Origin of the sequence: Peptoniphilus asaccharolyticus DSM 20463, from assembly GCF_900176115.1 — a bacterium.
Lineage (GTDB): Bacteria > Bacillota > Clostridia > Tissierellales > Peptoniphilaceae > Peptoniphilus > Peptoniphilus asaccharolyticus.
In genome coordinates this window covers 116067-140244 of sequence record NZ_FWWR01000017.1, presented here as the reverse complement: position 1 = coordinate 140244, position 24178 = coordinate 116067, and the positions used below count along the sequence as shown (strand labels likewise).

General features: G+C 34.1%; 23 protein-coding genes and 1 pseudogene. 1 reads left to right on the top strand and 23 read right to left on the bottom strand.

All coding sequences use genetic code 11. The features are described from left to right. Positions 1 to 85: 85 nt before the first annotated feature. From B8869_RS10630 to glsA, 3 genes and pseudogenes are all read right to left on the bottom strand, one after another. Entirely contained in the window at positions 86 to 1429 is a 1344-nt protein-coding gene (locus tag B8869_RS10630; RefSeq protein WP_084231589.1) for an alanine/glycine:cation symporter family protein, read from the bottom strand. Positions 1430 to 1520: 91 nt separating this feature from the next. Next, positions 1521 to 2508: pseudogene (locus B8869_RS10625) on the bottom strand (IS30 family transposase). 142 nt (positions 2509 to 2650) lie between these two features. Next, the gene (gene glsA / locus B8869_RS10620; RefSeq protein WP_234989854.1) at positions 2651 to 3586 is read right to left on the bottom strand and encodes a glutaminase A; all 936 of its coding nucleotides are present in this window, start codon (positions 3584 to 3586) and stop codon (positions 2651 to 2653) included. A 173-nt stretch (positions 3587 to 3759) separates the two neighbouring features. On the opposite strand from glsA, the gene B8869_RS10615 reads away from it, so the two are divergent. Next, positions 3760 to 4743 (top strand): DUF2325 domain-containing protein, encoded by a 984-nt coding sequence (locus tag B8869_RS10615; protein WP_084231588.1) that lies wholly within the window; start codon positions 3760 to 3762, stop codon positions 4741 to 4743. Between the two features lie 75 nt (positions 4744 to 4818). On the opposite strand, the gene murJ is transcribed toward B8869_RS10615, so the two are convergent. The 20 genes from murJ to B8869_RS10515 form a co-directional block, all read right to left on the bottom strand. Continuing rightward, the gene (murJ, locus tag B8869_RS10610) at positions 4819 to 6330 is read right to left on the bottom strand and encodes a murein biosynthesis integral membrane protein MurJ (protein WP_084231587.1); all 1512 of its coding nucleotides are present in this window, start codon (positions 6328 to 6330) and stop codon (positions 4819 to 4821) included. A 170-nt stretch (positions 6331 to 6500) separates the two neighbouring features. Then, positions 6501 to 6617, bottom strand: a complete 117-nt coding sequence (locus B8869_RS12260) for an OadG-related small transporter subunit (RefSeq protein WP_084231586.1) — start codon at positions 6615 to 6617, stop codon at positions 6501 to 6503. A gap of 8 nt (positions 6618 to 6625) precedes the next feature. Beyond that, a complete protein-coding gene (locus B8869_RS10600; RefSeq protein WP_084231585.1) occupies positions 6626 to 7762 on the bottom strand; it encodes a sodium ion-translocating decarboxylase subunit beta in 1137 nt (378 codons plus the stop codon). Between the two features lie 130 nt (positions 7763 to 7892). Then, entirely contained in the window at positions 7893 to 8303 is a 411-nt protein-coding gene (locus B8869_RS10595) for a PaaI family thioesterase (RefSeq protein WP_084231584.1), read from the bottom strand. 1 nt (position 8304) lies between these two features. Continuing rightward, positions 8305 to 8691 carry a SixA phosphatase family protein gene (locus B8869_RS10590; RefSeq protein ID WP_084231583.1) on the bottom strand — a complete coding sequence of 129 codons (387 nt, stop codon included), beginning with the start codon at positions 8689 to 8691 and terminating at the stop codon, positions 8305 to 8307. Further along, positions 8688 to 9971, bottom strand: a complete 1284-nt coding sequence (gene eno / locus B8869_RS10585; RefSeq protein ID WP_084231582.1) for a phosphopyruvate hydratase — start codon at positions 9969 to 9971, stop codon at positions 8688 to 8690. The genes B8869_RS10590 and eno overlap by 4 nt, the downstream gene beginning before the upstream one ends. Further along, the gene (gene gpmI, locus B8869_RS10580; RefSeq protein ID WP_084231581.1) at positions 9968 to 11473 is read right to left on the bottom strand and encodes a 2,3-bisphosphoglycerate-independent phosphoglycerate mutase; all 1506 of its coding nucleotides are present in this window, start codon (positions 11471 to 11473) and stop codon (positions 9968 to 9970) included. Before gpmI ends, eno begins: the two co-directional genes overlap by 4 nt. Before the next feature lies 1 nt (position 11474). Further along, the gene (gene tpiA, locus B8869_RS10575) at positions 11475 to 12221 is read right to left on the bottom strand and encodes a triose-phosphate isomerase (protein ID WP_084231580.1); all 747 of its coding nucleotides are present in this window, start codon (positions 12219 to 12221) and stop codon (positions 11475 to 11477) included. A 1-nt stretch (position 12222) separates the two neighbouring features. Continuing rightward, the gene (locus tag B8869_RS10570; protein WP_084231579.1) at positions 12223 to 13410 is read right to left on the bottom strand and encodes a phosphoglycerate kinase; all 1188 of its coding nucleotides are present in this window, start codon (positions 13408 to 13410) and stop codon (positions 12223 to 12225) included. Positions 13411 to 13465: 55 nt separating this feature from the next. After that, positions 13466 to 14482, bottom strand: coding sequence for a type I glyceraldehyde-3-phosphate dehydrogenase (gene gap / locus B8869_RS10565; protein WP_084231578.1), 1017 nt, complete (start codon positions 14480 to 14482; stop codon positions 13466 to 13468). Beyond that, a complete protein-coding gene (locus B8869_RS10560) occupies positions 14472 to 15497 on the bottom strand; it encodes a sugar-binding transcriptional regulator (RefSeq protein ID WP_084231577.1) in 1026 nt (341 codons plus the stop codon). Before B8869_RS10560 ends, gap begins: the two co-directional genes overlap by 11 nt. 228 nt (positions 15498 to 15725) lie before the next feature. Continuing rightward, positions 15726 to 16097: a hypothetical protein gene (locus B8869_RS10555; RefSeq protein WP_084231576.1), complete on the bottom strand. Its 372-nt coding sequence runs from the start codon at positions 16095 to 16097 to the stop codon at positions 15726 to 15728. An 18-nt stretch (positions 16098 to 16115) separates the two neighbouring features. After that, complete coding sequence (locus B8869_RS10550; RefSeq protein ID WP_159445265.1) at positions 16116 to 17141, bottom strand: S41 family peptidase; 1026 nt, start codon at positions 17139 to 17141, stop codon at positions 16116 to 16118. A gap of 173 nt (positions 17142 to 17314) precedes the next feature. Then, positions 17315 to 18838 carry an alkyl hydroperoxide reductase subunit F gene (gene ahpF / locus B8869_RS10545; RefSeq protein ID WP_084231574.1) on the bottom strand — a complete coding sequence of 508 codons (1524 nt, stop codon included), beginning with the start codon at positions 18836 to 18838 and terminating at the stop codon, positions 17315 to 17317. Continuing rightward, entirely contained in the window at positions 18838 to 19407 is a 570-nt protein-coding gene (gene ahpC / locus B8869_RS10540) for an alkyl hydroperoxide reductase subunit C (protein ID WP_084231573.1), read from the bottom strand. The genes ahpF and ahpC overlap by 1 nt, the downstream gene beginning before the upstream one ends. Positions 19408 to 19590: 183 nt before the next feature. Beyond that, positions 19591 to 21069, bottom strand: coding sequence for a glutamate--tRNA ligase (gltX, locus tag B8869_RS10535; protein WP_084231572.1), 1479 nt, complete (start codon positions 21067 to 21069; stop codon positions 19591 to 19593). Positions 21070 to 21258: 189 nt separating this feature from the next. After that, positions 21259 to 21417, bottom strand: coding sequence for a FeoB-associated Cys-rich membrane protein (locus tag B8869_RS10530; RefSeq protein WP_084231571.1), 159 nt, complete (start codon positions 21415 to 21417; stop codon positions 21259 to 21261). A 4-nt stretch (positions 21418 to 21421) separates the two neighbouring features. Beyond that, positions 21422 to 23560 (bottom strand): ferrous iron transport protein B, encoded by a 2139-nt coding sequence (gene feoB / locus B8869_RS10525; protein WP_084231570.1) that lies wholly within the window; start codon positions 23558 to 23560, stop codon positions 21422 to 21424. Positions 23561 to 23580: 20 nt separating this feature from the next. Then, positions 23581 to 23805, bottom strand: coding sequence for a FeoA family protein (locus B8869_RS10520; RefSeq protein WP_084231569.1), 225 nt, complete (start codon positions 23803 to 23805; stop codon positions 23581 to 23583). Further along, positions 23802 to 24038, bottom strand: coding sequence for a FeoA family protein (locus tag B8869_RS10515; RefSeq protein WP_234989846.1), 237 nt, complete (start codon positions 24036 to 24038; stop codon positions 23802 to 23804). The genes B8869_RS10520 and B8869_RS10515 overlap by 4 nt, the downstream gene beginning before the upstream one ends. Positions 24039 to 24178: the final 140 nt, after the last annotated feature.

Here is a 24178-nt window from a genome sequence, read left to right as displayed (position 1 = left end):
ATTTACATCTCAATTAAGTTTAATATTATAAAATACTTTTCATTAACATAAAAAACGAGCCTATTGGCCCGTCTTAATTTATATATTATTTCCAGTATTGTAGTTTTGACTCGTCAAGTCCTATGCTCTTTCCAAAAAATACAGGATTTTTTCCTTGTGCTTTTTGTTCTCTATAGTCTCTTAGGGCCTTTATTGCCTGTCCGCCTAAAATAATGATTGTAGGTATGTTAATTATACACATAAGTCCCATTAAAAGGTCTGCAACGTTCCAAACTAAATCCATTTGCATTCCAGCTCCTATAAATATTAAAGCTGCTGCTACTATTCTATAGATAACCATGAATGTCTTTGATGGAACTTTTTTGTTTAAATATGTTAGACATGTGTCTACATAGTAAAGATTTCCTATCAAAGTTGTAAATGCAAATAATGTAAGAGCCACTGTTATAAATATTATTCCGTAGTTTCCAAACACTGTTGAAAGTGATGTTTGAACGAATGTCGCGCCTGCAAGTTCAGCTGTTGGTTCAATTCCTGATGAAAGAGCCATAAAAGCTGTTGCTGAACAGATTAATAGTGTATCTAAAAATACAGAAAGCATTTGTACTAATCCTTGTTTAACTGGGTGAGATACATCTGCTGCTGCTGCTGCGTTTGGAGCAGAACCCATACCAGCTTCGTTTGAATACAATCCTCTCTTAATACCTGCAACTAGTGATGAACCGGCTATACCACCGAAGATAGCTTTGAAATTAAATGCATCTGATATTATTTTTGAGAAAACTGTCGGAATGTAGCTTATATTTAAAACTATCATTAATATAGAAACTATTACAAAGATAACTCCCATAAATGGGACTAATATAGAAGTGAATTTTATAATCCTCTTTCCTCCACCTAAAATACAGTAGCCTGTGATTATAGCAAGCACAGCTCCTATCATCCAAGATGTTTTTTCTGGTACATAGAATTCATATATTTTGAATGAATCTTGTAAGTTGAAAGATGCCAACATATTAAATCCAACTGCATAAGTTAGTATTAAACATATTGCAAATAAAACTCCAACGAATCTACTTCCAAGTGCTGTTTCTATATAGTAAGATGGTCCACCATAGCTTGTTCCATCTTCTCCTCTTCTCTTATAGATTTGAGCTAGTGTGGATTCTATAAATGCAGATGCTCCACCAATTATAGCTATAATCCACATCCAAAACACTGCTCCATATCCTCCAAGACAGATTGCATTAGATACTCCAACTATGTTTCCAGTACCTACTCTTGAAGCTGTAGAAACCATAAGTGCTTGGAAAGAAGAAACTCCGCCTTCACCTGGTTTTTCTGTCACTACGTTTATAGATTCTTTAAACATAGATAATTGTAGAAGTCCTGTCTTAACTGAAAAATACAATCCACAACATAGTAACATCACAAGTAGTATTGGATAGTACAATACATCATTTATGCTAACTAAAATTTCATTTAATTTTATAGACGAATTGTCAAATCAAATGCAACACCTATGGTAAGAGACCAAAAAGTTCTTCTTTAGGTGTTTTATATTTTATACATTTTCTAGGTCTATTATTCATTAAACTTAAGTTATAATTTAATTCATCAATATTCACTTCTGATAAATCCATACCCTTAGGATAAAACTCCCTCAAAAGTCCGTTACTATTTTCATTTGTACCTTTTTGCCATGCACAATAGGGATCACAAAAATAAGTTTTGCATCCTAATTCTTTTTCTATTTTCTCAAATTCTGAAAATTCTTTACCTCTATCAAAGGTTATTGTTTTTACTAATTCTTTTGGATAATCTTTTAATGCATTTATTATTGCTGGTGTTACGCTTTCCGACTTTCTATTTTCAACTAGGATTGCTATATAATATCTAGATTTTCTTTCTGCTAAAGTTACGAAACAACATCTACTTTTCCTTTTATGATCTAATCTGCCTGATTCCACTGTATCTGCTTCCCAGTGGCCTAATTCTTGCCTTCTGTATATCTCTTTAGGTCTTTTCTTAATTGTTCTACCTTTATCATTGAATTTTCCTCTTTTTTCTGCTGGCCTTTTAAATTTAGCTTTTCTTCTCAAATTTTTCATACTAGTTTTTGGCAGCTTTTTGGCGTGTATCATTCTATATATCGTTGATGTAGATGGTAATTCATGAATCTCATTTGTGTTTCTATTTGATATTTGTTCAGGGGACCAATGTTCGTTAATCTTTACAGTTAAATAATCAATAACATCTTTAGAAAATTTACTTTTTCTATGGCAGTTCTTTTCTTCTATCAATATATTTATCATTTGCCTTTATCGGAAAGTACTTAGTGTAACTTCCCCTACTAACTTTTATCTTAGATGAATTTCTTTTAATTTCTCTAGATATTGTACTAGGTGACCTTTTAAGTGCTTGTGCAATTTTCCTTATACTCATTCCTAAATTTAAAAATTGGTAAATACAAGATCTTTCTTCTATGGTAAGATGGTTATAGCTCATAGTTAATCACTCCTTTTAATATGTTTTGTTTGGTCACTTACATATTAACACAGCTGATTAGCTATGAGTTTATTTATGTTGCACTTGTTATGATAAATTATCTATAGAAAATATTTTTAATACACTTTCCATCTGTTCCTCCTTAATACACATTTAAATTTAATTTTTCCGATAGATATTCAAGCATTCTAACTCCTGAATAGCTATTTCCATGGCTATCAAGCGCCGGGCTGTATACTGCAAGTCCGTATCCTTCTATGGAAGCTGTTACAATACCTCCACCTACACCACTCTTAGCCGGAATCCCAACTCTAACAGCAAAATCTCCGGAATAGTCATAAGTTCCACAAGTTGCCATAAGTGTTCTCAAAATTCTAGCATGTTCAGGTGATATAACTTCTTCTCCATCTGATGCCACACCATTGTTAGATATACAATAACTCATATTTGCCAAGTTCTTTACATTCACCATCAAAGAACAACTCTTAAAATAAATATCTAAAACTTCTTCAACATCAAGACTCGGCGGCAAAATTTTTCTTGATAACATTAAATATGTAAGTGTTCTGTTTGCAAAAGAAGAAACCTTCTCTGAAACAAAAATCTCCTCACTGTATCCAACTTCTTCTCCTAAGAATTTTGATGCCTTTTCCATAATCACTTTGAGAGTTCTTTCTTTATAAACTCTGTGAAGTAGCGCAACCACAACTATAGCTCCCGCATTTATAAAAGGATTCACAGGAACATTTTTCTTTGACAATTCAAGTTCTATTACACTGTTAAAAGCCTTTGATGATGGTTTTAAACCTACATATTTTTTTAATTCATCAACTGTAAAATTTTCAAGCGCTATTGCATATAAAATTACTTTTACAACTGATTGTATAGAAAATCTCTCTTCACAATCTCCTGAATAGATCATCTCTCCATCTTCCACAGTAGCTATTGCTATTTTATTTGGATCTTGTTTCTTTAACTCTGGTATGTAATCTGCAACTTCTCCCATGTCTGTGTATTTTCTTCCAAGTGCAACAGTTGAATCTAAAATTTCTTGATTAAATTTACGCAAACGTTTCACCCCCAGTTTTATTCTATCATACTGCTGTATTTTCTTGCTATAAAAAAATCTTATAAAAGCTATCCTTTTTTCATATTTCACAAAATATTCTTTTTGTCAAATAATGGATAAGGAGTATAATATAGTCAAGAAATATAACTAACTATTTATTTTAATTTTTAAGGAAGGTATTTATGAATAAGCAAAAAATTTTAGAAGAAATTAAATCTGACTTGTCATCCCTTGTTTCAAATTTAACCTTTGATAATCTATTGGAAAGCGATGGATATTTTAGAAACTATCTTTGTATTTTAGAATCTTTAAACGATTTACCCAACGATATCAGTACAGACTATAATTATTTTGAAGAGAGAGTTGAAGTAGTAGATAATGAACTAAAAGAAATTTATGATGCAAATAACAACATTTTCTTAGGACAAGCTCACATGAATTTGTCCGGTGCAAATATAGGAAGTTTTAAAATATTTATACCTGAAAAGTTTGTTAGAAAATTCGATATTGAAGAAGGAGATTGGGTTAAAGCTTCTGTCTTGAGAACTGGTTACAACCAAAAACCTGTCTATGAATATGAACTGATAGAAAAAGTAAATTCTCCAAGTAATAAAAATGTAATTAAATATGCCACTGTAGAATTCGACGAACTTTTAGAAGAATATTATATAAATACTTCTGAAGATGATAAGCTTTCAACAAAGATATTGTTAGACCAATATAAGACTGGTAATTTCCACCTTCAAATAGGAGATGTAGTAGACTATGCTTATTGGAATGACGAAATCTTAAACGGAAAAATAATTTGGCTTTACCCTACAGATGCAAACCAACTACACGATGTAACCATTCCAAAAACAACAGCACTTAACGGCCTTAACATTGGAATAATAGGTTTGGAAGCTGATAAAGTAGATTTTAAAAATGCTATAGAAGCAAATGGCGGAACTCTTTGCTACTTATCAGGTAATGAATCAGTTGAAACTCTTGCTCATGAAATATCAAAGACAAATATCTTAATAATATTTATAGACTCTGTTGGACACGATGCTATGTTCAAAATTAGAAATGTGAGCAAAGATTTTGAGATTCCTATTTTATATTCAAAGAGCGTTGAAAGTAATGCTCTTATCCAGCTAATATTAGAAGAATTAGGAATACAATAGCAAAAAAGAATTTTTAATATAATAAACCCCCAAATCCTGACACGGATGAGGGGGTATTTTAATCCATAATTATAGCTACTTTGCTCTCTTATTTTTTATCTTGTTTATAATATTTTGCACTTCAGATACTTTTAGCACTAAAATAGCTACTAAATAAACTACTCCTGCAACTGCAATTGCAATCAAAAGAGATAATATACTTCCAATAAATCTACTTGAAAAACTATAAGCAATGCTCGCTAAAACTCCCATACATACAGTCGCTATAGTTATCTTCACCAAATCCGAAATATTTATAGCACTAAACACTCTACCCAATTTACCTTTTAGACTTAGCACCATGAGTATGGCTCCAACAATAAATGAAATAGAAGTTGCAAGTGCAAGTCCTCTTATTCCATACACCTTCATCATCACAATACTCAAAGCTATATTCACTCCAACCATTACAACCGAATTTACAACAGGTGTCTTGGTGTCCATAATTGCGTAAAATGCTCTAGATACTATCTCTCTAACCCCTATACCAATTATCCCTATGGCATAGAAATTCAAAACAGTGGCAGTTACCACACCGTCTTGTACTCCAAAAGCTCCACCCACAAATAGTAGTTTTACAATTGGATCTGAAAATATAAACAAACCTGCCGAAGCCGGCACAACTAAAAGAGCCATAGATACCAATGCTTCTCCAACCGATTTTTTCAAACCGTCATAGTCCCCAATTGCTCCAAGTCTTGCCATGTCCGGATAAACTGCTGTCACAATTGAAGTGATTACAATACCTGTTACAAATGCTTGTAATTTGTAGGCATAGTTTAGAGATGCCATAGCCCCTGTAAATAAAGCAGACGCCAACGATTTTGAAATTATAAAGTTGAGCTCTATTACAGATGTTGAAATCAAAACTGGCACAATAATTTTCATCATAGTTTTAAAGTCGCCGTCTTTTAAATCTATTAATCCTTTATGTCTGTAACCTGTCTTTTTTATATAAGGTAAAAATATTAAATATTGAAATATAAATCCTGCCAAGATTCCAAAAGCTAAGTATTGATAACCAAGTTTTTTAGCAAATGCCATGCTCGCAATTATAATTACATTCATTAAAATGGCATGTGCAACGGAAACTATAAAGTGCTTTTTAATTTGAAGATAAGCTTTAAAGATAGAAAATACCGTAGTCGCTCCAAGACTTAATAGTGCAACTCTGGTCATAAATACAGCCATTTCCAAAGTCTCGCCTTCAAACCCTATCGCCATCACTCCAACCAGCTGTCTTGCAAATACAATTCCCACTATAGAAAGCAATAGAGTTCCTATAAAAATTATATTTGATAAATTGGATGTGAATTTATTTGCCTCTTGTTCTCCTTTGTTCTCTTTTATCTCATTGTACATAGGTATGTAGCCATTAGCAGTTGCCCCCGACAATATATTTGTAAAAGTCATCGGAATTTGAAAAGCAACTAAAAATGCTTCTACTACAATTCCCGTTCCGAAAAAATAAGCCAGAGCTTTTTCTCTAACTAAACCAAAAATTTTTGAGACGATTGTCACAATCATCAATATATAAGATGTATTCATTTCTAACCTCTTTTTATTTTTACTATATTACTATTGTAACAAAAAGATTTAATTAAAAAAATATCTTTGAAATTAATTAACTTTTGGTGCAATATCTTAAATTTTAAATCCATCTTTCGTTTGCATTAAAAAAGGTTCTGCACTCACATACAGAACCTACACTTCAACGTTTATTTAAAAATCTTGGCAAATGCCATTACTATCAAAGATAAAATCCCCAATACTATAAAGATAGAAAGCATCCCTTTGCCCATTATTTCAAGTGATATTAAAAAATTTGGATTCATATTTCCTCCTATAAAAACTGTTGTATTAAGTTTAATATAACTCCACCAGCTACAACCGAACCTATTTGCCCAGACACATTAGCACCCACGGCAAACATCAACAAGTGATTTGAAGGATCTTCTTTAAGTCCCATCTTTTGAACAACACGAGCTGACATTGGGAATGCAGAAATCCCCGCTGCACCTATCATTGGATTTATCTTTTTCCTTGTAAATAAATTTAATATTTTAGCAAATACAACTCCACCGATTGTGTCGAATACAAATGCCACAAGTCCTATTCCCATTATTAGAAGTGTTTCTATGTTTACAAAAGCTTCCGCTCTCATACTAAAAGATATTGTTATACCAAGCAATAAAGTTATTAAATTTGCAAGTTCATTGCTTGCAGTTTCGGTTAGGTTCCCAAGCACACCTGACTCACGAATCAAATTACCGAACATCAAAAATCCAACAAGAGAAACTGACATAGGCGCCACTAACCCAGCTACCATAGTTACCAAAATAGGGAAGAAAATTCTCGCCTTTCTTGAAACTCCCTTTGGATTGTAGTGCATTTTTATCTGTCTTTCTTTTTTAGTAGTAACCAATTTTATAGCCATAGGTTGCACTATAGGAACCAAAGCCATATATGAATAAGCCGCAACGGCTATAGCACCAACATACTTTGAACCCAAAACTTGAGATACCAATATTGAAGTCGGCCCATCAGCCGCCCCTATTATACCTATGGATGCTGCATCTCTAAGTTCAAATCCTAATACAGTTGCAAGCGATAGAGCAAAGAAAATTCCAAATTGAGCTGCTGCTCCAAATAAAAACATCTTTGGATTTGAAAGTAGCGGTCCGAAATCTATCATAGCTCCTATACCAATAAACAAAAGCAAAGGAAGCGCTTCTGATGCTTCAATGCCAATATTAAATAGCCACTCAACTATACCCGTAACTTCTCCTATACCAGCCATGGTTTGGTTTATAGCTCCTGATAGTGGTAAATTCACCAAGATAGCTCCAAATCCCATTGGGAGTAGCAATGCCGGTTCAAATTCTTTTTCAATCGCCAAATATATAAGCAGAAATCCAACTCCATACATTATTAAATCCTGCCAAGTTATAAGTTTTATACCCTCTGTTAAAAATTCCATCTTTCCCTCCTAATCAACTATATGGTATCACAGATAAAAAACTTTTCAACATAAATATCAATACTTTCTAAACATTAAAAATCTGTACACACCTTAGCATGTACAGATTTAAATCCATATTGTTTTAAGTTTAATCTTCGAAAAGCGGCTCTCCTAAGTCGAAGAAAGAAAAATTCCCTCTAGCAACCATTTTGCCACTCTCATCTTTAATTTCAACATCAATAACTTTTACAGTCTTCCCGTTCTTTAAAAGTTTTGACTCTCCTGTTAATTTGCTGCCCTTCATAGCGGGTGCCAAGAAGTTTATGCTTGAATTTAGAGTGCTGGCTTTATTTCCAAACGAATTTGCACATGAACCCGCTGTTACATCGGCTAAACTAAAAATAAGTCCACCATGTGCAGCTCCCATTGGATTTATATGCCCATCTCCAATTAAAACTTCTGTCTTAGCATATCCCTCTCTGATTTCAACAACATTGATGTCCAAGTGGTTTATATATCCACTCGCATTACGCTCATCAATCATCCTTTTATAGTCCATACTATACCTCCAACCTGTGAATAGAGCCTCTAGATACAATTACATTTCTACCTGTTATTTGGTATATCACATCTGAAATATATGGTTCATGACCTATTATTATATGATCCATCTCGTTAGGTAGACTTCTCACAAAATCTTCATATCTGGAGTCAGCCAACTCATCCACTATTTCAAAATCAGTTTTAAAAGTATCAGCCAATATCTCTGCGGTCTGTATTGTTCTCACTGCTGGGGATGCATATATCTTATAATTTTCAGATTTGAATTCATCTAAAAATCCAAGAAACGTTGCTCTTAATTTTATTCTTCCCTCTGTTGTGAGTTCTCTTGCAAAGTCAGATGTATTGTATGCTTCAGCTATTCCATGTCTTATTAAATAAATCATCTCTTTAAGTTGTAGAATCCTTTTAGTCCAGCATATTTTGCAGTTTGTCCAAGTTGATCTTCAATTCTTAAAAGTTGGTTGTACTTAGCAACTCTTTCACTTCTTGCAGGAGCTCCTGTCTTTATGAATCCGGCATTAGTTGCAACGGCTAAGTCTGCAATTGTAGAGTCTTCTGTTTCACCACTTCTGTGAGAAATTAGACAAGTCATGTTGTGAGTTTTAGCAAGTTCAATTGCATCTAAAGTTTCTGTTAAACTTCCGATTTGGTTGAACTTGATTAGAATTGAATTTGCAATTCCCTCTTCAATACCCTTTTGTAATTTCTTTGTATTTGTTACAAATAAATCGTCTCCAACTAATTGAACTCTGTCGCCTATCTTGTCTGTCATAATCTTCCAGCCAGTCCAGTCATCTTCTCCAAGTCCGTCTTCTATTGAGTAAATTGGATAATTTTCTACTAATTCAGCATAGAAATCTATCATTTCTTCAGAAGTTAGCACTTTGCCTTCGCCCTTTAAGTTGTATTTTCCATCTTCATACATTTCTGATGCAGCTACATCAAGTGCAAGTACAATGTCTTCTCCTGATTTATATCCTGATTTTTCTATAGCTTCAACTATTACATCAAGAGCTTCTCTATTGCTTTCAAGGTTTGGTGCAAATCCACCTTCATCACCTACACCTGTTGAAAGATTTCTTTCACGAAGAACTCCCTTTAGGTTGTGGTAAACTGTAGCTCCCATTTCAAGTGCTTCTTTAAAACTCTTTGCCCCAACTGGCATAATCATAAATTCTTGAATGTCTACATTGTTGTCTGCATGTTCCCCACCGTTTAGTATATTCATCATAGGTACTGGCAATGTTTTCGCATTAACCCCACCTAAGTATTGGTATAGTGGTAAGTTTAGCTCGTCAGCAGCAGCTCTTGCAACAGCTAAAGAAACTCCAAGTATAGCATTTGCTCCAAGCTTTCCTTTGTTTTCTGTTCCATCTTGTTTTATGATGTGTGAATCTATTGCAAGTTGGTCAAAGCAATCGAAGAAAGTCAAATCTTGTGCAAGTTGATTGTTAATGTTATCTATTGCTTTTTGAACTCCCTTTCCAAGGTATCTTGCTCCACCATCTCTTAACTCAACAGCTTCATAAGCTCCAGTTGAAGCTCCACTTGGAACTATAGCTCTTCCGAATCCACCTTTTGTAGTTCTAACTTCTACTTCTACAGTTGGATTTCCTCTTGAATCCAAAACTTCTCTTGCATATACATTTGAAATCAAACTCATTTCTCTTCCTCCAATAAACTCTTGCCTGTCATTTCTATAGGCTGTTCAATATTCATTATTTCCAACACAGTTGGCGCTAAATCACATAGAGCTCCACTGTTTAATTCTCTTTCAACTCCGACTAAATATAGCGGAACTTCATTTGTTGTGTGTGATGTAACAGGTTTTCCATTATCATCAATCATAACTTCACAATTGCCGTGGTCTGCAGTGATAAGAGCCGCTCCACCCAATAGCTTTAGGTTTGCCAATATCCTTCCTAAACATTCATCAACAGTTTCCACTGCCTTAACAGTTGCCGGTATTGAACCAGTGTGTCCAACCATGTCTGTATTTGCGAAGTTTAACATTATAAAATCATAATCACCCATTACAGGGATTAATTTTTCAGTTACTTCATACGCGCTCATTTCAGGTTTTAAATCGTAAGTTGCAACCTTTGGAGATTGAACTAAAATTCTATCTTCTTTTTCAAATGGAACTTCTCTACCACCATTTAAGAAAAATGTAACGTGCGCATATTTTTCTGTCTCTGCAATTCTAAGCTGACTCTTGCCATTTTTCGCCAACACTTCTCCAATTGTGTTGCTTGGAATAAATTCGTCATAAGCAACAGTCACATTTGTGAGTGTGGAGTCGTATTGAGTCATGCTCACTACGTTTAGATGGACATATTTAGCACGAAGTGCATCGCTAAAATCATCATCACTTAAAAGTCTTACAATTTGTCTTGCTCTGTCAGGTCTGAAGTTAAAGAAGATTACAGAATCTCCATCTTGAAGTGTCACATCACTTACCTTGCCAGGCTCTACAAATTCATCATATATTTCTCTGTGATAGTTTGAATCTATAAGTGCATCTACTGAAGAATAGGCTTCTCCTTCTCCGATAGTTAGAAGATTGTAGTATTTCATATTTCTATCCCATCTTCTATCTCTATCCATAGCCCAATATCTACCACTTACTGTAGCTATTTCTCCAACTCCAATTACATCCAATTCTCTTTGCAATTCTCTTAAATCTTCTTTTCCTGAGTCCGGAGCCACATCACGTCCGTCTAAAATAGCATGGACATAAACTTTTTCAACACCTTCAAGCTTAGCTAATTTGAGTAGCGCCTTTAAGTGTTCCATGTGAGAATGCACACCGCCATGAGAAACTAAACCCATTAAATGTAGTGCTTTTCCATTTTTTTCTACAGACTTCATCTCTCTAACCAAAACTTCGTTGTGGAAGAATTCTCCATCTGCTATATCTTTATTAATTCTTGATAGGTCTTGGAATATTACACGTCCAGCTCCTATATTTAAATGTCCTACTTCCGAATTGCCCATTTGTCCATCCGGAAGTCCAACATACTCTCCCGAAGCTTGTAGTGTAGTGCTTGGTACTGTTCTCTTCAATTCATCAATTGTAGGAGTATTGGCAAGATATGCCGCATTTCCTTCGTATTCTTTCCCAATACCAAAACCATCCAAGACTATAAGCATTGTAGGTTTCATATTATTCTCCAAAATTCACCAACTTTTCAAAGTCGTCAGCTTTTAATGATGCTCCGCCAACAAGAGCTCCATCTATATCTTCTCTTCCCATAAGCTCAGTTACATTGTTAGGCTTAACTGAACCACCGTATAGTATTCTTGTCTTTTCTGCAATTTCTTTTGCGTATAGTTCTTCAACTGTTGTTCTTATAAATTTAGCCATTTCTTGTGCATCTTCAGGGCTACAAACATCTCCTGTTCCAATTGCCCAAGTTGGTTCATAAGCTATAATTATCTCGCCACTATTTTCTATATCTTTAAGTCCATTTACAATTTGACCTTTTACTACATCAAAAGCTCTATTTTCATCACGTTCTGCCTTTGATTCTCCAACACAAAGTACAGGCACTATATTGGCTTCTAATGCTCTTCTTATTTTTTTGTTTAATAGTTCGTCACTTTCTTTTTGGTAAGTTCTTCTTTCAGAATGACCTATTAAAACGTGAGTTACATTTAAGTCAGTCAACATTTCCGCTGAAATTTCTCCAGTGTAAGCTCCTTCACTTTGCTCACTTATATTTTGAGCTCCAAGCATAATGTGTGTATCTTTTAAAACCTCATAAGCTTTTGGAATTGATGTGAATGGTGGTATAACCAATACATCAACATCTATTGCAAGTGGTTTTTCTATAAATTCAGTCAGCATCACTCCAGCTTGACTTGCATTTAAATTCATTTTCCAGTTTCCGGCTATAAGTTTTTTTCTCATTTTATGCCTCCTCTATTATGTCTATTCCAGGTAATACTTTTCCTTCTAACATTTCAAGACTTGCTCCACCGCCTGTTGAAACGTGGGATATTTTATCTTCAACTCCACTCTTTTCAACAGCAGCTCCAGAATCTCCTCCGCCAACAATTGTTATCGCATCTTCAAGATTTGCCAAAGCTTCTGCAACAGCGAAAGTTCCCTTTGCAAATTCATCTATTTCAAAAACTCCACAAGGTCCATTCCAGATAACAGTAGCAGCATCTTTTAATGCTTCTTCTATCTTCTTAACTGAATCCGGTCCTATATCAAAAGCAGCTTTGTCGGTTGGAATTCCATCAGCTGCTACAACTTCTGTAGCAACTCCTTCTTTAAGTTCTTCTGCAACTACAAAGTCAACTGGAAGTATCATTTCTACCTTATTTTCCTTAGCTCTTTCAATAAGCTCTTTTGCAAGCTCAAGCTTATCATCTTCTACTAAAGATTTGCCAACTTCATTGCCCATAGATTTTACAAAAGTATTTGCCATCGCTCCTACTATTATAATCTTATCTACTATTCCTAGTAAATTATCTATTACCCCAATTTTATCAGAAACTTTTGCTCCACCTAAAATTGCCACAAAAGGTCTCTTAGGATTTTCTATTGCGTTCTTTATATATTTTACTTCTTTTTCAACTAAGTATCCCATAGCTGAAGGTAAGTTTTGTGCTATTCCAACATTTGAAGCATGAGCTCTGTGAGCAGTTCCAAATGCATCATTTATATAAACATCTCCAAGACTTGCCAATTTCTTTGCGAATTCAGCCTCGTTCTTCTCTTCTCCCGCTACAAATCTTGTATTTTCAAGTAGTGCTATTTCTCCTGCTTTTAGTGCTCTAACTTCTTCTAACACTTTGTCAGATACAACTGCTTCGTCAGCAATAAACTTAACTTTTTTACCAATTAGGTTTTCTAAAACTTCCACAACTGGTTTCAATGAAAATTCTTCTACATATTTACCCTTAGGCCTGCCAAGGTGAGATAGCAACACAACTGAAGCTCCAGCATCTAAAACAGCATTTATAGTTTCAAGACTTGCTCTTACTCTTGCATCATTAGTAACTTTTCCATCTTTTAGTGGCACATTGTAGTCAACTCTTATTACCGCTCTCTTGCCTTTTAAATCCAAATCTTTTATAGTCTTTTTCATTTTTCCTCCATAAGAAAAAGCGAAAGCAAAAAGCTTCCGCTAAATTTATCTTAACTTAAAGTCCTTTGCTAACTTTATCTGTTAAATCAACAACTCTTTGTGAGTAGCCCCATTCATTGTCGTACCAAGAAACTAATTTCACAAGTTTGTCTTTTACAATTGTAAGTTGTGCATCAAAGATTGAAGAATGAGGATCTCCTACTATATCAGAAGATACTATGTCTTCTTCAGTGTATGCTAAAACTCCCTTTAATTCATTTTCAGAAGCTTTTTTGATAGCTGCGTTGATTTCTTCAACTGTAGCTTCTTTAGAAATTTCAAAAGTAACATCAACTACAGAACCTGTTGGAACAGGAACTCTCATTGCCATACCAGTTAAAATTCCTTCTACTTCTGGAATAACCTTAGCAACAGCTTGAGCTGCACCAGTTGTTGTAGGGATTATATTTTCAGCACCGGCTCTTGCACGTCTCATATCTTTATGAAGAGCATCGTGAATCTTTTGGTCATTAGTGTAAGCATGAACTGTTGTCATGATTCCTCTTTCGATACCAAAGTTTTCAAGAATAACCTTTGTTACAGGAGCTAAACAGTTAGTTGTACAAGAAGCATTTGAAATTACATCATGAACAGCACTGTCGTATTCAGAGTCGTTAACTCCCATTACTATTGTCTTAACGTCTCCCTTTGCAGGAGCAGAGATAATAACTTTCTTAGCACCAGCTTCGATATGTCCGTGAGCTTTTGCATATTCAGTGAAAGCACCTGTTGATTCGATTACGATATCAACCCCTAATTCTCCCCAGTTCATTTCACTTGGCATTTTTCCATCGATAACTGTAACCTTGTGTCCATTTACTAAGAATCCATCTTCTACAACTTCCACTTCACCTGGGAATTTTCTATATACTGAGTCATATTTAAATAGGTGAGCATGTTCTTTTATCTTTTCGCTTGCCTTTAAATCTGCTATGTGAGTTATGTTAAAACTCTTTTCATCTCTAAGAGCCCAACCCCTTAAAACATCTCTACCTATTCTTCCAAATCCCATAATAGCTACATTAACTGCCATAATTTACCTCCTTAATAATCTCGTGCGCTGCACTTTCATCTATAACTAAAACCATATCAGGTCTAAGAGTTGAAATACTTATAATAGCCTGAGCTTTTTCAACTCCACCTGCAACACCTATAATCTTAGGTATGCTTAAAAACTTATCCAAACTTATGCCAACACTTTCTTGAGAATAAACTCGCTCTCCTTTTAAATTAAAATAATTTCCAAAGGCCTCAGAAACAGCTCCGCAGTTTAAAACTTCCGAACTTTTCTCTTCATTTATACCCCTTCTTGCCAACATAACATCAGCTCTACCTATACCAAACAGCAAAACATCTAAGCTCTTTAACATCTCATAAGCTTCTCTCATTTCACTATCACTTAAGAAAATTTCCATAGCCTGCTTCGAAACAGTCTCCGGTATAGGCAAAAGTTGTAACTTCGCATTTAATTTATTTGCAATTCTGGATGCAATTGTGTTAGCTTGAAATCTAGCTTGGCTACCAACCGAGCCCCTTGCTGGTATCACAGTGACATCTAATCTATCCACCTTAGATGTAATAGATTCAGAAACACAATATATTGTCTCTCCACCCGTTACACCTATGAGGTCTCCCTCAGAAATTATAGTTTCAAAGATTGACGCCGCTTGTGCACCCAAATTTTTAACCGTTTCAGAATGCTCAATACCACTCTCAACAACAAAAACTTTTTTAACTCCAAGTAACTTTTCAATTTCAATTCCAAGAGAACGCTGACTGTTTATCTCACGATAAAAAGAACTCAATTCATTTAAGAATCTCTTTCCCTTTTCTTCTATTCTCATCCCCGAAGAAGATACTGAAATAAAATTTTGAGCTTTTAACTTTTCAATTTCATCTCTGACTACCCTCTCAGAAATATTCATACCTTGTGCAATTGTTCTTCTACCCGCTCTTTCATTTTTGCTTATAAATTTGAGTATTTCATATCTCTTTATAAACAAATCTTGAAGCTCCGGTACAAATTCCATTAAAAATTCTAAGTTCATGCTTACACCATTTTGTCCCACATGTCATTTTCCGTTCCCACTTAGAGTATATCACATATCTTAAATCAGTCAATAAATTATTATATAGATTTAACTTTTCTTAAATAAAAAAAGGTGCGTTAAACACCTTATACCTACTGCACTTAAAATAATTTCAAATCACCTGTATCTCATATCATTTAAATCGACTTCTCCAAATTTTATCCTTTGACACTGCTTATACTCCTATTAATTTGCTCTCTTAAAACTTAACACCAACAAAACTGCATTTAACATCACAAGTTTGTTTATAACTTGATAATATCTCATCAAATATGTCATCAAAATAGAATTTTGTGTTATTGCTCCTAAAATACTAAATATAGTTACAGTAGAAAGAATAATTAAAATAATTTTAACTGGCGCTTTCAAATAACATTTTATAGCCCAACCCATGGATACTCCCAATATAAATAATGACAATAAATTACTAGTTGTGAGTATCATAGTATTATATGTAACTTTTGCATCATAAATAATTTTTGACTGCTCTAATAATATCGGTAACATTATAGCCAATATTATGTATATGGAACTTGCTATATAAGTCCTAATCTTCATATTTCCTCCTAAAAAATATTATTTACCTTCTCTTATCCATTTAATTAGAGTATCGTACCCTTGATTTATATTTACCTCTACATCCGGTTTAATAGGTTCATTTTCATAAACTATTCCGTCTTTTGATTTAACTTTTGCTGATGATAACACAACCCCTATATTCTTACCTATATCAAAGGAATAATTTGCTGTATTATATCCTGCTGATGGCTTTCCAAAAACTTGTACTCTAGAATTTGTTTTCAGTGCAAGTAATGTCATCTCTGCCGAACTGGAAGTTTTTTCACTTATTAATACTGCTACCGGCTTGTTTACTTTACCTCTGTATAAATCAGAACTCATATTGACTATGTTCTCGCCATTTTCACTACAGTTTAGTATTTTTCCATCTTCTAACTTAACTATTCCGACACTATTTTCATACTTATCTATAAATTCTAAAATATTTCCATCAGCAATTAATGGGGATAGTCCAAGTAACATAGGATACATATTCCCTCCAAAATTATCAGACAAATCTATAATATATCCTGAGAGATTTTGATTATTGTAAATTATATTTTGAATGTCTTCTATGTAATTTTTTATTTCTTTTGCACTATCCTCAGCATCATAACTAAATTTAGTTTCATTAATTTTTAGAATTAAAACTCCGTTTCTTATTTCATATTTATATCCTATATCACCATCAGATTTTTCTTTCGTCCCTTTACCAACTATCAAAAATGAGTGTTTTCCACCAGCTAATTTATTAGCCTTCCCTATTATTTCAATTCTCTTTTCTACATCATTAGAGTTTTCAAGTTCAGTCTTAAATTTTTCTTTTTCATCTTTCCATTTCGAACCAATACTATATAAACCAAATTTATCTATCTGATTTAGTCCTCCTAATGCATCTTCCTTAGACAGATCATACTCGCTTGATAGTTTTATTACATTCTCAACCTTTCCAAATATTCCTAATAATTTTGAAGGCATGAATATTAATGTCACTAGCAGAACAAATCCTGCTACAGCTAAAATACTTTCAAGTTTATTTTTCATAAATATGTCCTTTAATTTAATTTTATAAAACATTTTTTCGATTTTATTATATTTTTATTCTAACACACAACCATATTAAATCAACTTATCTAATTCATTAAGAATTCTATAGATTAACTTCTTTAACCCATGATATTTAAAAAACAAGACAGAATTAAACCTGCCTTGTCTATCTATTTTCTCATTAAATAATTAAATGCACCTAAAGCTGCTGTTGCTCCACTTCCCTCTGCGATGATAATTTGCTTAAATGCTGTATCTGTACAATCTCCAGCCGCAAATATACCTTCAACATTAGTTGCGCCTTCTTTATTCACTATTATTTCCTTGCGCTCATTCATCTCAACTCTTTCCCCAAGCCATTCTGTGCTTGGTACAAGTCCAACTTGAATAAAGCAGCCATCTATATCTTTAGATATTTTTTCTCCACTAATTCTGTCTGTGTAGTCAATGCCAGTAACTTTTTCAGTTCCAGCTATTGCAGTTGTCTGCGCATTTGTAACTATTTCAACATTAGGAAGAGATCTTAGTCTCTTTTGAAGAACTTCATCCGCTCTTAATTCAGGTAAAAATTCTAATATTAATACTTCTTTTGCCATGCCCGCTAAGTCAATAGCAGCTTCAACACCAGAGTTTCCACCACCTATTACAGCAACCTTCTTACCTTTGAATAGAGGCCCGTCACAATGCGTACAGTAAGCCACACCCTTATTTCTAAGTTCAGTTTCTCCCGGAATGCCTATCAATCTCCACTTTGCACCAGTGGCAATAATTACAGTCTTAGCTTTTAATTCGCCTTTGTTTGTAACTACCGTGATCATATCTCCAGGCACAACATCTTCAACTTTTGCGTTCTCTACTATATCTACATTGTAATCAGCAACATGCGCTCTTACTTGTTCCATGTACTTAGGACCTTCTGTATAAGAGATACCTATGATGTTTTCAATTCCCAAAGTTTCCTTAACTTGTCCACCAAATTCTTCGCACACAATTCCGGTTCTAATACCTTTACGAGCGGCATATACTGCTGCAGCTCCACCAGCTGCTCCACCACCCACTACTAATACATCAAATGGCTCAACGCCTTCAAATCTATATTGAGTTGATTCTCCAATAGCCTTATCTAAAATTTGCTCTAAAGTCATTCTTCCGTTCGCAAATTCTTCGCCATTTAAGAATACACTTGGAACTGCCATAACACCTCTTTTTTCAACAAGGTCTTTATGCATTCCACCCTCTATCATAGTGTGTTTAACATTAGGATTTAAAACCGACATTATGTTTAAAGCTTGAACTACGTCAGGACAGTTGTGACAACTCAAACTAACTACAGTTTCAAAATTAAGTTCTTTATCTATAGCTTTGATTCTATTTATTTCGTTTTCTGAAATCTTAGGAGTTCTTCCACCAACTTGCAAGATAGCCAATACAAAAGATTCAAATTCGTGTCCCAAAGGAACTCCGGCAAACTCTATTCCACTGGCAACTTCTGAGCTAAGCGAAAAACTTGGAGTTAGTCTTAAAGCTTTTTCTTCAAGGCTAATTTTTTCAGACATCTCTGAAATTTCAGTTACAAAATCTCTAACCTCTTTTGAATTTTCATCATTAGACACCGATAAAGAAATTACAACTTCTTTTTCAAGAAGTTGTAAGTATTGTGCTAATTGATTTTTTAAATTAACATCAAGACTCATTAAATCTTACCTACTAAGTCTAGTCCTGGTGTTAAAGTTTTTCCTGATTCTTTCCATTTAGCTGGACAAACTTGACCAGGGTTATTACGTACGAATTGAGCTGCTCTAATCTTGTCGATTAATGCACTTGCATCTCTTCCAATACCATCAGCATTGATTTCACAAGCTTGTACAACTCCGTCTGGATCGATAATAAATGTTCCACGTTGCGCCATACCTGCTGCTTCATCAAGAACTTCAAAGCTTCTTGCGATTTCTTTTGATGGGTCAGCGATCATTGTGTATTCAAGTTTACTTATAGCTTCTGAATGGTCATGCCATCCCTTGTGAACGAAGTGTGTATCAGTTGAAACTGAATATACTTCTGTGTCTAATCCTTGAAGTGTTGCATATTGTTCTTGTAAATCTTCAAGTTCTGTTGGACACACGAAAGTGAAGTCCGCTGGGTAGAACATAATTACATTCCATTTTCCCTTTAGATTTTCGTTTGATACTGTTACAAACTCTTCTTTCTTTGGGTTATAAGCATTTGCGTTAAATTCTGGTATTTGTTTTCCTATTAATGACATAGTGCCTCCTTAAGTAATTTTATTTATTTTTGAATTTTAAGAATATTTCTGTTGTAATTCTTTTACAAACTAAATATACCCTATATATTTTTAATGAAACACAATATCATTAATTTTTATACTTTTTTTGTGAAGTTTTTCAGATAAAAAAGGTATGCCCTATTATAGACATACCTTTCAAATTTATTTTCTAAATGCTTTTGCTTCGTCAAGTCTCTTTAAAAGTTGTTCTTTTCCAAGCAAGTAAATTATATTTTTAAGTTCTGGACCGTGAACATTGCCTGATATAGCTGCTCTAACTGGCATGAAAAGTTGTTTTCCCTTTATTCCAGTAGCTTTTTGGATTTTCTTCATAACTCCGTTTGCAAATTCTTGGTCAACAGACTCAACATCACTTAATTCATCTTCAAATGCTTTTATAAGTTCTGGAACTTGTTCTCCTGCAAGCTCTTCTTTTGCATCTTCTTCTGTAATGTTCAAATCTCCAAATAAGAATCTAACTTTTTCAGGAACTTCACTAAGATTACTCAAACTTTCTTTTACAGTTTCAATTAAAAGTACATACCAATCCCATTTAGCTTTCATTTCTTCTTCTGTCATAAGATTTTCAGCTACCATAAATGGCATAGAAAGTTCTGCTATCTTTTCAGTTGGATATTGTTTGATATAGTGAGCATTTACCCAATTTAATTTTTCTACATCAAAGATACCGCCGCTCTTTCCAACTCTTTCAAAAGTAAATTTATCTACCATTTCATCAAGAGTGAAGATTTCTTCTCCGTCTTCGCTGCTCCAACCTACAAGTGCCAAGTAATTTACCAATCCTTCTGGTAAGTATCCCTTGTTCTTAAAGTCTTCTACAGAAACATCTCCTTGACGTTTTGAAAGTTTTTTACGGTCTTTATTCAACACTGTTGGAAGGTGTACGAAAGTAGGTGCTTGCCATCCCAATGCTTCATATAAAAATACGTGTTTTGGAGTTGATGGCAACCATTCTTCCCCTCTTACCACGTGAGTTATGCCCATTAAATGGTCATCTACAACTACAGCCATGTGGTATGTTGGGAATCCATCTGACTTCATCAAAACTTGGTCATCTATTTCATCTGTATTTATAGTAACTTTTCCTCTTACAGCATCGTCAAAAGAAATATCTTTATTTCTTGGTAGTTTTAATCTAACTACATACTCTTCTCCAGCTTCGATTCTCTTCTTAGCTTCGTCAAGAGGTATATCTCTACAGAAACCATCATACTTAGGAACCATACCTTTTATCTTTTGTTCTTCTCTTACTTTATCAAGTCTGTCTTTAGAGCAGAAACAATAGTATGCATATCCGTTTTCTATAAGTTCATCAACATATTTTTTGTAAATATCTAATCTTTGAGATTGAATATATGGGCCTGTTTCTCCAACTTCAACTACCTTACCATCTTTAACCCTAACTCCTTCATCATAGTCAATTCCAGCCCACTTTAAAGAATCTATTAAATTTTCAATGGCTCCGTCTACAAATCTTGTTCTATCTGTGTCCTCTATTCTAAGAATAAATTGTCCACCATTTTTCTTTGCATATAAGTAATTATATAGTGCAGTTCTAAGTCCACCGATGTGTAAATATCCTGTTGGACTTGGTGCAAATCTAACTCTGACATTATCCATAATTCTAATCCCCCTGTGAATGATTATATAAAAGCTAAACCATACATATTTTTACGACCCCTGTCGCTTAATCTTATGAATGATTATATAAAAAAACTAAAACCTTGTAAATATCGCCCATTTAAAAAGACCTCTTTCGAGGCCTTTAAACTATTTATTCAGCATAATAAATTATATCACACTTTAATCTTATTTGTGAGTATGTTCATGATTTCCGTGAGGATTTCCACAACAGTTACTGCTACAACTTCCGCAATCGCAACCCGATTTTTTGCTAAACACTCTCTTTATAGCAAAACCAAGCGCAACACAAAGCAACAATAAAACTATAATTGTAGATAAATTCATCTTTTTACTCCTTTACAGATCTTGCTTGTACTCCTTTGATATCTTTATACTTATTTGGTCTAAATAGAAGATATAGATACACAACCAAGATTATACTTGCTATCGCCGTCATCATATTAAACGGTTCATGCATTACTAAAACTCTTCCAAACTGATATATCATAAGTGCCACTGTGTAAGAGAACACTATTTGATATCCTATTGTAAACCAGAACCACTTTCTATCATTCATTTCTTCCTTTATAGCTCCTATTGCTGCAAAACAAGGAATTGTCAATTGGTTGAAGAACATAAATGAAAGGATTGAAACAGTTGTGAAATTTTGTTGAATAAGAGGTATAAGACCTGGGTCATCCGCCTCAACTTCACCTATTCCGGCAACTACACCATAAGTTCCAACTACAACTTCCTTAGCAACCAATCCAAGCACTGTTGCAACTGCAGCTTTCCACTCTCCAAATCCAAGCGGAGCGAATATTATAGCTATTTTCTTTCCTACAAATGCCAAGATTGAATCTACAGATTCAGATTCCCACTCTAAGAAATCTCCTTGAACTGAAATATTTTGTAAGAACCAAATAGCAACTGTACATAGTAAGATAACAGTTCCGGCTTTAATTATAAACGCCTTACATCTGTTCCATGTAGCTTTAAAACAATTTACTAAAGATGGGAAATGGTATTGTGGCAACTCCATTACAAACGGAGCTGGATCGCCGTGGAATCTCTTAGTCTTTTTCAAAATTATACCAGTCACTATAACCGCTATAATTCCTCCAAAGTACCAAAGAGGTCCATACCAGAAATGTCCACCTAAGACAGCTGTGAACATAGCAATAATTTCAGTCTTAGCACCACATGGCATAAATGAAGCTGTTGCTATAGTCATTCTTCTGTCGTTGTCATTTTCTATAGTTCTTGTACCCATAATCCCTGGAACTGAACATCCTGTTCCTATTAGGATTGGGATAAAACTCTTTCCTGAAAGTCCAAATCTTCTAAAGATTTTATCTAATATAAAGGCAATTCTCGCCATATATCCAACATCTTCTAAAATAGAAATTAAGAAGAATATAGTTGCAATAATAGGTAAGAAACCTAATACTCCACCAACTCCGCCTATAACTCCATCTACTAATAGAGAAACTAACCATGGTGCTACTTCCTTAGACTCGAGTATCGCAGTTGCTCCATTTGAAATATAACCTCCAAAAAGTGCGTCATTTACCCAGTCTGTAACTGGCCCACCAACGATTTCTATCGCTATGTAGTAGATAACATACATAAGTCCCGCAAAAATAGGTAGCGCTAAAAATCTATTAGTTACAATTCTATCTACTTTATCCGAAGTAGTAAGCCCAACTGTACCCTTCTTAACAGCACTTGAAGTCAATTTTGTTATAGCAGAATATCTTTCATCTGTGATAACCCCTTCAGTATCATCATCGTATTCTGTTTTAACTTCACTCGCTATTGCTTTTAATCTATTTACTTGTTCTTCAGATAAATTTAATCTTTCAATTAACTTGTTATCAAGTTCAAATAACTTTACGAGAATCCATCTCTTAGCTGGATCATTTGAAATTTTAGGCACCATGGCTTCTATTTCAGAAAGATGTTTTTCAACTCCATCTGAAAACTTCACGCTGTATTTATTTTCTGAAATTTTTACAGCTTCAGCCACAAGAGTGTCTATATTTTCATTTCTTAAAGCAGATATTTCAACTACTTTACAACCCAATTCATTCTCAAGTTTTTTAATGTCTATGCTGTCTTTGTTCTTTCTAACAACATCTATCATGTTAAGAGCTATTACTGTCGGTATTCCAAGCTCTAAAAGTTGTGTTGTAAGATATAGATTTCTCTCTATATTTGAAGCATCAACCACATTTATTATTGCATCCGGTCTCTCATTTAAAAGATAATCTCTTGAAACCACTTCTTCCAAAGTATAAGGTGATAGAGAATATATCCCCGGAAGGTCTGTAAAAAACACATCTCTATCTTTTTTGTATTCACCTGTTTTCTTTTCAACTGTAACCCCAGGCCAGTTTCCAACATATTGGTGTGAACCTGTTAGTGTGTTGAAAAGAGTGGTCTTCCCACTATTGGGATTCCCAGCTAACGCTATTGTATAAGCCATTTTCTCCTCCTGCTTTAATCCTACATTGATTCTATTTCTATTAATTCAGCATCTTCTCTTCTAATGCTAAGTTCATAATTCCTGATGTTAATTTGCACAGGATCTCCAAGTGGCGCTACTTTTCTTATGTAAATCTCTGCTCCCTTAGTTATCCCCATGTCCATAATTCTTCTCTTCAATGGACCTACACCATTAATCTTCTTCACTACGTAATAATTTCCAACTACAGCTTCTCTTAATGTCATTGTATTTCTCCCACCATAAATGCAGATGCAATATCTTTGCCAATGGCAACTCTCGCACCCTTAATATTTACAATTAAATTTCCACTATTCTCACTCACAACTCTAAGTGTTGAACCTTCGATAAATCCAAGATTGTTTAAATGCTTAGCTTGAGAATCAGTTGGCAGTTTATTTGACTTAACTTTTAATATCTTTAACTCCTTGTCAATTGGAGCCATTAATAAATTTACCATAACTTTTCTCCTGTTCATTATCATTAAATCGAAGTAAATGATAATCTATATTAGTTCATGATTTATTATATCACAAATTTTATAAAAAAGTAATAAAATGAAAAATATTATTATTACTAATTGAATTTTTTATCAATGCT